The organism is Paenibacillus xylanexedens, from assembly GCF_007680605.1.
Taxonomy (GTDB): Bacteria; Bacillota; Bacilli; order Paenibacillales; family Paenibacillaceae; genus Paenibacillus; species Paenibacillus xylanexedens_B.
This window is the reverse complement of record NZ_VEIO01000005.1, coordinates 57,077-69,170: the sequence shown is the minus strand read 5'-3', so window position 1 is coordinate 69,170 and position 12,094 is coordinate 57,077. Positions and strand designations below refer to the sequence as shown.

At 49.3% G+C, this 12,094-nt stretch carries 10 protein-coding genes; 4 read left to right on the top strand and 6 right to left on the bottom strand.

All coding sequences use genetic code 11. From position 1 onward, the window contains the following. Positions 1-18: 18 nt before the first annotated feature. From FS818_RS20970 to FS818_RS20960, 3 genes are read right to left on the bottom strand one after another with little or no spacing between them, the layout of a single operon-like run. Positions 19-951 (bottom strand): ABC transporter permease, encoded by a 933-nt coding sequence (locus tag FS818_RS20970; protein WP_260989936.1) that lies wholly within the window; start codon positions 949-951, stop codon positions 19-21. Next, positions 948-1,769 (bottom strand): ABC transporter permease, encoded by an 822-nt coding sequence (locus tag FS818_RS20965; RefSeq protein ID WP_260989935.1) that lies wholly within the window; start codon positions 1,767-1,769, stop codon positions 948-950. Before FS818_RS20965 ends, FS818_RS20970 begins: the two co-directional genes overlap by 4 nt. After that, a complete protein-coding gene (locus FS818_RS20960; RefSeq protein WP_260989934.1) occupies positions 1,741-2,586 on the bottom strand; it encodes an ABC transporter ATP-binding protein in 846 nt (281 codons plus the stop codon). Before FS818_RS20960 ends, FS818_RS20965 begins: the two co-directional genes overlap by 29 nt. Before the next feature lie 519 nt (positions 2,587-3,105). On the opposite strand from FS818_RS20960, the gene FS818_RS20955 reads away from it, so the two are divergent. The 3 genes from FS818_RS20955 (at position 3,106) to FS818_RS29530 (ending at position 7,562) form a co-directional block, all read left to right on the top strand. Further along, entirely contained in the window at positions 3,106-5,316 is a 2,211-nt protein-coding gene (locus FS818_RS20955) for a methyl-accepting chemotaxis protein (RefSeq protein WP_145334368.1), read from the top strand. 134 nt (positions 5,317-5,450) lie between these two features. After that, complete coding sequence (moaA, locus tag FS818_RS20950; RefSeq protein ID WP_145334366.1) at positions 5,451-6,452, top strand: GTP 3',8-cyclase MoaA; 1,002 nt, start codon at positions 5,451-5,453, stop codon at positions 6,450-6,452. Between the two features lie 273 nt (positions 6,453-6,725). Then, on the top strand, positions 6,726-7,562 hold the full coding sequence (locus FS818_RS29530; protein WP_145334364.1) for a methyl-accepting chemotaxis protein: 837 nt from the start codon (positions 6,726-6,728) through the stop codon (positions 7,560-7,562). Between the two features lie 164 nt (positions 7,563-7,726). Here the strand turns inward: FS818_RS29530 and FS818_RS20940 are convergent, their stop codons facing one another. Further along, complete coding sequence (locus FS818_RS20940; protein WP_145334362.1) at positions 7,727-8,335, bottom strand: LysE/ArgO family amino acid transporter; 609 nt, start codon at positions 8,333-8,335, stop codon at positions 7,727-7,729. Positions 8,336-8,569: 234 nt separating this feature from the next. Between FS818_RS20940 and FS818_RS20935 the strand changes: the two genes are divergently transcribed. Continuing rightward, positions 8,570-10,087, top strand: a complete 1,518-nt coding sequence (locus FS818_RS20935) for an aminotransferase-like domain-containing protein (RefSeq protein WP_145334360.1) — start codon at positions 8,570-8,572, stop codon at positions 10,085-10,087. Between the two features lie 239 nt (positions 10,088-10,326). Here the strand turns inward: FS818_RS20935 and FS818_RS20930 are convergent, their stop codons facing one another. After that, positions 10,327-11,154: a carbohydrate ABC transporter permease gene (locus tag FS818_RS20930; protein ID WP_090922754.1), complete on the bottom strand. Its 828-nt coding sequence runs from the start codon at positions 11,152-11,154 to the stop codon at positions 10,327-10,329. Next, on the bottom strand, positions 11,151-12,035 hold the full coding sequence (locus FS818_RS20925; RefSeq protein WP_145334358.1) for a carbohydrate ABC transporter permease: 885 nt from the start codon (positions 12,033-12,035) through the stop codon (positions 11,151-11,153). Before FS818_RS20925 ends, FS818_RS20930 begins: the two co-directional genes overlap by 4 nt. Positions 12,036-12,094: the final 59 nt, after the last annotated feature.

Here is a 12,094-nt window from a genome sequence, read left to right as displayed (position 1 = left end):
TTTCTGTACAATACCTGCCTACTGTGCTGACGTATGCGCACGACTCCAGTGAAGCAGCCGCTTTTCAGCCAGAACCACCGTCTCATAGAGCACGATGCCAAGAATGGCTGCGATGACGATACAGGACCAGGCCAGCGGCATGTTGGCGAGCCGGATCTGATCAGAAAGCAAGTAGCCCAGCCCCTGGGATGCGATAAAAAACTCCCCTACAATGGCGCCGATAATACTGGTCGACATGTTGATTTTCAGACCTGCAAAGAGAGAAGGCATGGCATGGGGCATCCGCAGCTTCCAAAAAAACTGTTTCCTGCTCGCCGCCAGGCTGCCCAGCAGTTCTTCATACTGCGGCTGAATGGAGGTCAGTCCTTTGAACAGGCTGACAGCCATCGCGGCCGTCGTAATGACCGATACAACGGCGATACGGGACCAGATCCCGTCTCCAAACCAGTTGTTCATGATGGGAGCCAGAGCCACAATCGGAACAGCATTCAGAGCAGACAGAACCGTGACAGCGGCCCTGCCACTATTCGGAAAGAAGGATGCGCCAATCGCAGCCAATGCCCCTAGCAGAGAACCGATTAGAAAACCGCCAAGCATCTCGGTACCACTGTAGATGGCATAGCGGAAAAGCATCTCGGCATTGTCCCGGATGGATGCAGCAATGGCAGAGGGTACGGGCAACTGATAATCTTCGAGTGACAGCAGGACGTGAAAGAAACGCATCTGCCACAACGTTAGAAAGAGTGCTCCTGCGAGCCAGGGCAATAGGCTGCGAAGCAACATGCCCATCATCTTGCCAACAAGCTGAGTACCTGTACGGGAACGGTCAGTAGTTGAAGGCGAATGTTCCGCTCGTTGTCTCCATTCCCTTTTGCCAGGAAGAGGTTGCCCCGCAGCTCCGCTTATTGTTCCTTCGTCACTTTTGGGCTGGAGTATACTGCCTTCGCTCATGACTGCTCCCCTCCTTTGGGTCTGAATTCAGGTTGCCATGGGGTAAGCCAACGTTCAGCCAAGCTGATGAACAGGTAGGAGATGAGGCCAATGCCCATGCTAAGCATGATGGTTGCCCAGAACATACCCGCTTGTGCTGAACCATAATACAGCGAGCTGACCATCAGTACCCCAAGTCCATCAGGCGCTCCCATCAGCTCCACGACAATCGAGGAGGTCACTGCGAGTGGAGCCGCAATTTTCATGCCGGAGAATAGACCTGGAAGCGCCGAAGGCAGTAAACACTTTACGTAACGTGCTCTCCACGAAGTGCCGTAGGCGCGCATGAGTTCCAGATGCTGAGGAGAAGCACTTTTAAACCCTTTTAAGGTATGGATGATGACAGGGAAAAAGGTCACATATGACGCCATGACAATTCGCGCCCACTCGGCGTTATGAATAATGCCATATACGATCGGAGCAAGCCCGATCACCGGAACCATCTGTGAAGACACCACGTAAGGAGACAACGTGCGTTCAATCCAGACTGCGGCGCTCATGAGCAGTGCCAGTAATGCCCCCAGCAATGTTCCGCCGGCAAAACCGATAGCAGCATTGCCAAAGGTAACCGAACCTTGCTCCGCCAGCGTGCTCCAGTGACGGAAGAACGACTCCATGACAACGTGAAGATATGGCAAACGAGAAGTGGCCTGTTGCGGAGACATAGACAGATGTAGCATCCAAGCCAGCCCTTCCCAAAGGACAAAAATCGATATGATCCAGATCATCACCCAGGCTCGGTAACCCGGTTTAAGCAAACGAGGGAACATGGATTGCATCACGCTCCTCATGAAAACAGTTTCGAATCGTCGTTATCATCTGATAGAAAGGTTCGGTTTCCCTCAACTGGCTCTCTCGCTCGGCTGGAAGGTTCACGGAATGGATCGAATGCACTTGCCCCGGATGGGCAGAGAGTACAATGATACGGTCCGATAAAAAGACCGCTTCGGGGATGCTATGGGTAACAAAGAGGAAGGTTTTTCCGGTAGAACGTTTAATCTCAAGCAGTTCCATCTGCAATTTTTCTTTGGTGAATTCATCCAGCGCGGAGAATGGCTCATCCATTAATAGAAGGGGCGGATCAAGCGCCAGTGCGCGTGCAATGGACACACGTTGCTGCATCCCTCCACTCAGTTGCCAGGGATAATGATCTGCAAATCGCGTCAGTCCAACCATCTCCAGCAGTTCACTGCTAATGCGGCGACACTCTTTTCGCTTGGTACCCAGCAACTCCAGCGGCAGCTCCACATTGTGGCGAACCGTACGCCAATCGAACAGGGCCGGAGTCTGAAAAACGATGCCAAATTGCCGTTGCAGTCTTGCCTGCTTCGGTTCCTGCCCTGCAATTCGAACATGACCTGTTGTTGGATGGAGAAGATCAGCGACAATGCGGAGTAACGTTGATTTGCCACAGCCGGAAGGACCGAGCAGGGAGACAAATTCATTGGGGCCAATATGAAACGTCACATCGGATAGGGCCGTTACTTGCTGAGGACCACTGCCAAAAATGACAGAAACATGATCCACATCAATAAGAAGCTGTTCAGCGGCACTTTTCATGGATTGATGAAGGGATACAACAGAGGGAGAGGTCATAGGCATTCTCCTTTTGAAGGATGGGATGGTTGGAGACGACATCGGTTGATCGGTGGAAGGTTAACCTACACAAACGTAACGGGTTGACTTGTTAGATACTACTATATCGCTTTACGTGAAAATTACATTATACAAACTGTTTGGAGTATGGGCTTGTACATGTGACAAACTGTAAAATGAGATTGATTCTCAGCTTATCCGTTGCATATCGATTGCACATTTGTTGTGACATGAAGTAACATGTAACTGCCACAAAATGAAGTGCCTCGCTCTGCCTCTCTTCTGCAAACAGCGTATATTTATTTGTATTAATTGATGAAATATTCGGAAAATATGACATATCCCCTCGTAATCCTATGAGATTTCATGTATAACGAGGGATATAGATAGAGAATGCAATGAAGCCATCGTCGGATACAGTTGTATCACTTATAGCTTAAATTGAATTACCACAAAGTCATGGAAAACGACATGTTTGATGTTCAAATCTTTTTAAATCCAAAATTTGGGGTGGTCATCATGTTTGATTGGCTGGGATGGAAAAAAGGATTACCGCTGTGGTGGTCTTATCGGTTGAACGCACACCGTAAGGAAGACGTGGAGCACATTTTTGAAGGGATCGCGGAGACTAGAAGACAGTTGCTGATGGATTGGGCGAGTGATCAGTGGAGCCATCTGGATCGGTTGCTTCATCAGATCGAATCGGTTGATCTCCAAAGTGTGAAGCCCGGATCACCACAGGCAGATAAGATCGATACCTGGTTTAAGGCGACCTACGCACGAACTCAGGATAGCACGGAATGGTTCATGCTCAACGAGCAAAATGAGGTTGTATTTTCTACATATAAGAAACATATAGGTCAACATTATACCCCGCACGAGCATAGATCCTTTGGTCCCGGCTTGAGCTATGCACACGCAGATATACAAGGCCGGAAGTGTCTGTACGGTCCGTATTCTGATCCGCTTACAATGGAGATCGGGCCACGCTCGTCTACGTTTCATGATGCGATTACCCTGATGTTCATTGCCCCTATCGTGCAGCAAGGCAAGTATGTCGGTGCATTATGCAACCGTATTCCTGGAGACGTGCTTGGTGACCTCATTCAGCGCGAATCGGGACATATCTACCCGGACTCAGGTGATAACTATCTGTTTATGGCCGAGTCTGTATTGCGGCCTGAGCTACTGCCAGGTACTGCCCTGTCTCGAAGCCGCTTCGAGGATCGAACGTTTACGCATGGAGAAAACCTGAAAGACGGCGTGACCACCGATTGGGGCATCGTGTCTGTGCAGCAGCATACAGAGCTTGAGCTGATGTTCACCGACCCCTCTACCGGCCAATTACATCCGGGCGTATCGAAAACGATTCAGAACGGCTCCAATCTGTTTGTGGCCTATCCCGGTTACTCGGATTACCGCCATATTCCAGTCATCGGTAAAGGTATCACCTTTCAACTTCCTCACTGCCCGGATCGCTGGGGCATGATGTGCGAAGGTGATCTGGAAGAAGTGTACCGAATACGCAGTATCGGATGGCGGCAATTCAAACAGCATAGCTTCTATATTATGCTCTCGGCCGTTCTTGCTGCCGCCTTGATTTTTGCGCTGACAGGGAGCGGATGGAACGCTGCTGCAATCGCTGGCTTTCATGTCATCTTTGGATTCTTCGGTGCATTCCAGCTCCATCGCAAACAATACAACCGCGTTCATGCGGACTTGCGCAGTCTCAGTCAATTTATTCGAGTAAATGCAGAGGGGAAAGGTGATCTTACCCAGCGTCTGGACATGAATGCTTTTGCCCAAGACGAATCGGGCGAACTGGCCAAATGGATCAATAACATGATCGATTCTCTGGAGAGCATCATGCTCAAAGTCCAGCGGGCCACGGTGGACGTGATGGATAATCAGCATCTGATGCGTGCATCTACAGAGACTACCCAAGTGACAACTGACCGCGTCAACCTCAAGCTTGGTTCAATGATTCAGGCTACCCGTACGCAATTACAAGACCTGGATCAAGCCAAACTGGCTGCAGATCATATGCGATTAACTCTCAAACAGCTGGAGGCATCAGCCAATGAACAGATTGGTGTAGCCAGACAGGAAGTAGATCGCATCGGTGATAAAATGATTCAAATCTCCAGTGCCGTGTCGGATACTAACCAGACGATCCTCTCCTTCCTTGGCACAATGAAAGACATCTACCGCGCCTTGGCGGTCATTGAAGAAATATCCGCACAGACCAATCTGCTTGCATTGAATGCAACGATTGAAGCCGCACGTGTCGGGGAGCATGGGCGCGGATTCTCTGTTGTCGCTGAAGAGATTCGCAAGCTGGCCGATGTGTCCCGCTCCTCCACGGAGGACATTCATCAGATTTTGGATCGGATCTCGACGGCTGCAAGCGCAGCTTCAAAGCAAATCACCGAAGGAGATCAGGTGCTTGCGGAAGGAGCAATGCTGGTTCAAGCAGCCTCAGAGCTTCTCCAAAAAGCCAGCTCCGAAGAAGCCGAGCGCACCCAAGTCGTGGATCAGGTCGTATTTTTAATGGAAAATATCGCTGCCATCAGTCACCAAAATCGGGTGACCTCTGCCGAGGTTGAAGCGGAGATGCTGGCATTGATCCGGGATATGTTGAAGGTTCAGCAATCCTCTCATGATGTGGAGGCCATTACCCTGTTCCTGCAGCAAGTCGTTGGCCAATTTCAATTGAATCAGCCTGCCTAAATTGCTATCACGGGACGTCATCATTGACGCGGATTGGAGAAATAGCTAAAATTTGATGCAACTGTTGCTTTTACAATTGTCGTATCATTTTCTATAGAAGATTTCCAATCTGAACCGTTGAAAGGGTGGTCTGCATGGAACTGCTTCAGGATTCATTTGGCCGCATACATGACTACATCCGTATTTCCGTTACGGACCGCTGCAATCTGCGTTGTGTCTACTGTATGCCCGCGGAAGGCATGGAGTTTGCTCCGCATGACGAAATTATGAGTTATGAAGAAATTACGGAAGTCCTGAAAGTGCTCGCCCCGATGGGCATGCGCAAGGTTCGGCTCACGGGGGGAGAACCACTGGTACGTAAGGATTTGCATAAACTTGTGGGCATGATCTCTGCCATTGATGGCATCGAAGACATTGCATTGACCACGAATGCCTTGTTGCTGGACAAACAGGCTCAGGCTTTGAAGGATGCGGGGCTGAACCGCATTAATATTAGCCTGGACTCCCTGCATGCTGACCGATTCTCTATGATCACACGCGGTGGAGATGTGAATAAGGTGCTGAAGGGTATCGAGGCAGCTACCGCGGTGGGCCTGGCACCGATCAAGCTGAATGTCGTGCTCATGAAAGGCATTAATGATGACGAAATTAAGGATTTCATTGCTATGACGATCGATCAGCCGCTACATGTGCGATTCATTGAATACATGCCAATCGGGCAGGCTTCCGACTCCTGGCGCCAATCGTATCTGCCGCTGGAGGCCGTAACAGATGTATGCGCCGAAGCTGGCTGGACGGTCGAGAATACCGAAGGCCCTGCCGGGAATGGCCCATCACGTAATATGAAAATCGCAGGCTCCCAAGGCACATTTGGTCTTATTCATCCGGTCAGTGACCATTTCTGTGATAACTGTAATCGGCTACGCCTTACAGCGGACGGACATATCAAGGCTTGTCTGTATTGGTCAGATGAGTACAATGTTCGCCGCTATGTAGATGATCCCGACGCGATGGCCGCACTTTTCCTGAAAGCACTCGGTACCAAACCGAAAAATCATGAAATGGCGCTGGCGCTGGAGAAAAAAATGCAATCCCACACACCGACGGTACGACGTATGTCTCAGATCGGTGGATAAAAGGAAAACATAACACGATTTATTTTAAACAGTCGCAGTACGCAGCATGATTTATGAATAAAACAGACGAGAACCCCAGGTTCCCGTCTGTTTTTTGTGTTGTTTGATGATAAATGCCTATGTTGGCGACATATTTCTCCTCCCTTGATTCAAATGCTTCAAAAAAATGTAATAGACGTTATGCCCTTTTCAGGCCTAAATTTTGCTAATCGATCTGACGATGTATAGTATACACCCAGATGATATACACACACACTACAGGAGCTGAACTTATTGAACATCGTAGAAGCACTCACTGCAGCAAGTCCTTATTTTAAAATTATGCTGAAAGAACACGATATCATGATTGCCGTTACCGATACCGAGAAGTTCTGGTATTACGTTCCCAGCAACGAGCTTGATCTTGGCATCAGAGCCGGAGATCCGATCTCTCTTGAAGACCCTACACTGCGCCGGGCACTCGTGCATGGCGAGACCTCAGCCAATCGCATTGACGCCAAATTTTACGGCACACCCATTATTTCGTCCGCCACTCCGCTTTATGATGATGAAGGAAAGATTGCAGGAACGCTTGCTATAGGTTTTTCACTTCAAAACGAAGAAAAACTGGAGCACTTTACCGACCTGATTACAGGCATCAGCGGCAGGTTATCAGAGATGGTGCAGACCGTTGCTGCACAGTCCGAACAACTAACTGCTTCGTCTACGCAAATTTTGGACAACACACGACTCGCTGTGAAGAACTCCGGTGAGGTCAATAAAGTTGCCGTATTTATTCGTGAAGTATCGGAACAGACGAATTTGCTTGGCCTGAATGCAGCCATTGAAGCCGCGCGTGCGGGCGCGGCAGGTGCCGGGTTCGGCGTAGTTGCAGCTGAAGTGCGTAAATTGTCCACCGGAACGAAAGAGGCGACGGTGAATATTGAACGCTCCCTCAAGGATGTGCAGTCCTCCATTCAGCAGATGGAACAGGAGATTACTTCTATTACGCAGTCCAGCAATGCACAATCTGAACTTGTAACGGAGTTCAGCGAGATCATTGACCATCTGAACGCAACAAGCCAGGAGCTTAAATTGTTCATTGAATCGATCCTGTTAAAGGCAGAATAATCAATATAACAAGCTTCCCGTGATTCTACGACGGGGAGCTTTTTTTGATGCCAAGTGCTAACAAGTAGGTAGGTACAATGAAGTCCCCTTCTTACATTCATCCAGCCTTTACGATCCCCTGGTTTTCATTGGTTCACCCTGCTCACGAGCTTTGAACACCTGATTTAGGAATTAAAAAGCCTCCAGCACATCATCAGTGCGATTCCAACCATAATCAAAGCGGATACGCGGCTCAGCACAATTCGTATATACCCTGTGCGGTCATGATTGCCAACTACGCTGCCTGCAGCGGCAAGCCCCAGAAACCAAATCCAGGATACAGCCATTGTTGTGATTGTAAAATACATACGCTCCACCCCTGCATACTGAATGGAACTTGTACCAATGACAGCCACGGTATCCAGCAAGGCATGCGGATTGAGAATAGACACCGAAGCGGCAAAAGCAATCTGCCGTCCTGCCGACATCGCAGTGGGGGCTTTATCTGAAGAAGCCGATAATTTCCATAGTCCCCAAGCCATGTAGAGCAAAAACAGGCTTCCAGCCGCGTATAAAAAATGGGTGAGTAGCGGCCATTGAACCAATATGAGAGACATGCCCCCTACAGCGGCTCCAATCAGCAGCGTGTCACTAATCCCTGCTGTAATTATAGCTGGCAGTGCATACAGGTATTTCTTTTGCGTTAACCCTTGATTAAAAATAAATACATTCTGAACACCCAGCGGTAAAATCAAGCCAAATGCCAGCACCACGGCATGAATAAAAACGTCCATTGTCCATCCCCCTTATCTCTTTCTTCAGCGTAAATGAAATCAGGAAAGACGTAACCAACCACTTGGATGGCATAGAACCCAACCAAATGGTATAGTGGACGATACAAATACGATAACGGACACTTTCTTTAGAACCCTCCTTCTCTGTACATCCTAACAACAGTCATAGACACATGATCGACAGCAAGTACGCGACAACTTTATCTTTATAACTACAGGAGGTGAAATCACCTGATGGGACGTCAATATCCCAATACGTCTTCTGGCCGAAACTGGCAGCCAAACCCTGCGCTTGATTTGCCTATGTACCGTCAGATTGAAGCCTATATCCGGCAGAAAATCACAACAGGCGAGTGGTCAGCCGGGACTCGTCTGCCTTCGCAGCGATCACTGGCAGCATCCATGGGTGTAAACCGCAGTACGCTGGTCACCGCTCTGGATAACCTGACTGCGGCAGGCATGATTGAAGGCCGGCACGGAGGAGGAACCTATGTCTCCGGTTCCGGTTGGCACAGTATGGCCCATGCCGCCTTGCCCAACTGGAGCGAAGCTGCACAGGAAGGCTGGTACTACCCGAATCTGCCCGAGATTCAGCAGATTAACCAGGCGGAGTTCAGGCCTGGCATTATTCGGCTGGGTACAGGTGAGTTGGCGCCGGAACTGATGCCTAACGATGCGTTTAATGGAATCCTCCAGACCCTGTCCAAACGAACACGTATGCTGAATTACATCGAACCTCAAGGCAGTCTGGCGCTCCGTGAGGCGTTGTCCGCACATTTGCAGTCTAGTGGCATTCAGGCCTCACCAGATTCGATCCTGATCGTATCGGGATCTCTACAGGCACTGCATCTGATCTCTGTGGGACTGTTGCCTCGTGGATCAGCTGTCTTGCTAGAGAAGCCATCATATCTCTATTCCATCCATGCCTTTCAATCGGCAGGATTAAAGCTAAACGGAATTTCCATGGATGGAGAGGGCTTACACCTGGGGCACTTGGAACGTGCGATACATACGTTGCACACGGGAAACGACGAGAATAACAGCGAGTCTTTCCCGCTACTGTACACCATTCCGAGTTTCCATAATCCTACAGGCAGCGTAATGAGTTGCCGTCGCCGGGATGAATTGATGTCCCTCGCCCGCAGTTTCGGTATTTCCATATTGGAGGATGCCGCCTATCAGGAACTTTGGCTGGATCACCCTTCACCTCCTCCACTCAAGGCAAGTGATCAAGAGGGCCGGGTGCTGCATATGGGCACACTCTCCAAAGCGGTCAGTCCAGGTCTTCGCCTTGGCTGGCTTGTCGGCCCTGTGCCCGTCATTCGAAGGCTGGCCGATATTAAAATGCAGACGGATTACGGTACCAGTTCGCTCGCACAGGAAGCAGCCGCATTATGGTTTGCAGATGGCCATCACGCAACTCATATGGATCGGCTACGTCCGGAGCTCCGAAGACGCAGAGACTTCATGCTGGAGCTACTTCATCGCTACCTTCGAGACATAGCCGAGTGGAAGATACCTGAAGGCGGCTTCTATATCTGGTTGCGCTTCACCGCAGAAACCTTGTCTATCCGCAAGTTGTTCTCTGTCTGTCTGGAAGCAGATGTACTCATTCATCCAGGGTATCTGTATGATCGCATGGATGCGAGTCATATCCGACTCTCTTATGCCTATGCCTCGCAAGAGGAGATGGAGCGCGGACTGATTGTCCTTGCACAAGAAGCACACAGGCTAATGAAGCCCAGCGTGTGAGCAACATCTCTTTGCATAGAAAATGGCAAAATACATAGCCGCCCTCCTTGCAATTCTGATACTCAACTTGTGTTAATTGGGGATGCTCACCTTGGTTTTTCTGTCTTTCGATAAATGAGAATAGCCTTGAACTAACGGAGGATGTCCGTAGTTCAAGGCTATAAACATGAGCATACACACTGAAGTGTGAAGAGGTGGGTTCCAGGAACGAGCTCCTTTGCCCTGTTATTCTTAGCCTCTTATCCTTTGACCGCTCCCTCCGCAATTCCCTCCATAATAAACTTCTGGAAGAATGCGTAGATCAGGATAACCGGAATTGCAGTCAAAACCAGAGAAGAGAGAATTAGCGGCCATTCCTTGTTATACTCACCAAACAGCATGTTTGTAGACAGGATAAGTGTATACCGGTTTACATCTGTCAACATCAATAGTGGTAACAGGAAGTCATTCCAGATCCACAGGAAGTCCAGAATGGCAATCGTCACCGTGATTGGAAGCAGAAGCGGGAAAATAATCTGAAAGAACGTCTGGAACTCGTTACATCCATCGATCTGAGCCGATTCTTCCAGTTCACGCGGAATGGACTTCACAAACCCGTGATAGAGGAAGATCGCCATGTTTACGCCAAGTCCGATATAGATCAGAGCCAGTCCGTAAGTGCTTCCTTGCACCCCCATCCCCTTTGCGACACGCGTCAGCGGAATCATGATGGAATGGAACGGCACCAGCATGGAAGCGACAAACATGAAGAAGATCAGATTGCTAAGCCTGCCGGAAGTCCGTGACAGCTTGTAACCTGCAAGCGAAGCACAGAACACAATTCCCCCGATACCCAGAATGGACACAATCGCGGAGTTCAGCGAGCTGCCGAGCAGATTGATTTTGTTAAACGCATCCGTGTAGTTCTCCCAATGCAGCGTGGTCGGCAGAGCGATAAACGATTGGAACATCTCGCCCTGTGTTTTGAACGAGTTCACCACAGCCATGTAGATCGGTAGCATGGCTACCAGAGAGCCGAGAATCAGTAACAGCCGAATCAGGTAATTGTTCAGTCGCTGCATTCTCATGCTTCCACCTCTTTTCTCTTCATGACGGTGATCTGGATGAGTGTAAAGATCAAGACGATGATGAACAACACAACCGATTTGGCACTTGCGTACCCGTATCTGAAGTTGTTCGAGAAAGCTTCTTCATAAATATTCATGGTGATGACCTGTGTGGCCCGGCCCGGGCCGCCGCCTGTTAATCCATAGACAACCTCGAACACTTTGAATGCACCGTTCAGTGTCAGGAAGAAACAGATGGTAATCGCATGTGTAATCATCGGCAGTACGACGTTACGTAGCACTTGAAACGCATTTGCGCCGTCAATGACCGCGGCTTCCTTGAGACTCTTCGGTACACCCTGCAATGCAGCCAGGTAGATGATCATCATATAGCCCACACCGTTCCAAAGCGATACGATCAGAATCGAGTAGAAGGAGAACTTCGGATCACCGAGCCATTGTTGGTCGAGAAAAGAAACGGCTAATTTCTCAGCCAGCTGCGGCAACACCTGGGAAAAGATGAACGTCCACATGAATGCACTGATGATTGTACTGATCATGTTGGGCATGAAGAATAACGTGCGGAACAACCCTTTACTGCGTGTACGCGACTCAATGAATACGGCGAGTAGCAATGCAATGACATTTTGCAGAATCAGCATAAAAATAACATATTTCATCGTAAACCACAGCGAGTTGATGAAGTCAGGATCTTCCTTGAACAATTCCACAAAGTTCCCCAGCCCGATAAAGCTGTAGTCACGGTTTAATCCGTTCCAATCCGTCAAGCTGTAGAACATCCCGCTAAACGTCGGGTACAGCAGGAATATCGCATAGATTACAAAGGCTGGCGCTGTGAACGCGAGCAATGAAAGATACTTTTTGAACACATTCGTAGCCATAACTTCTCCCCCTTTTTGCACAGCGGATGAAGGTTAACGGGGGAACGATGATCGTTCAG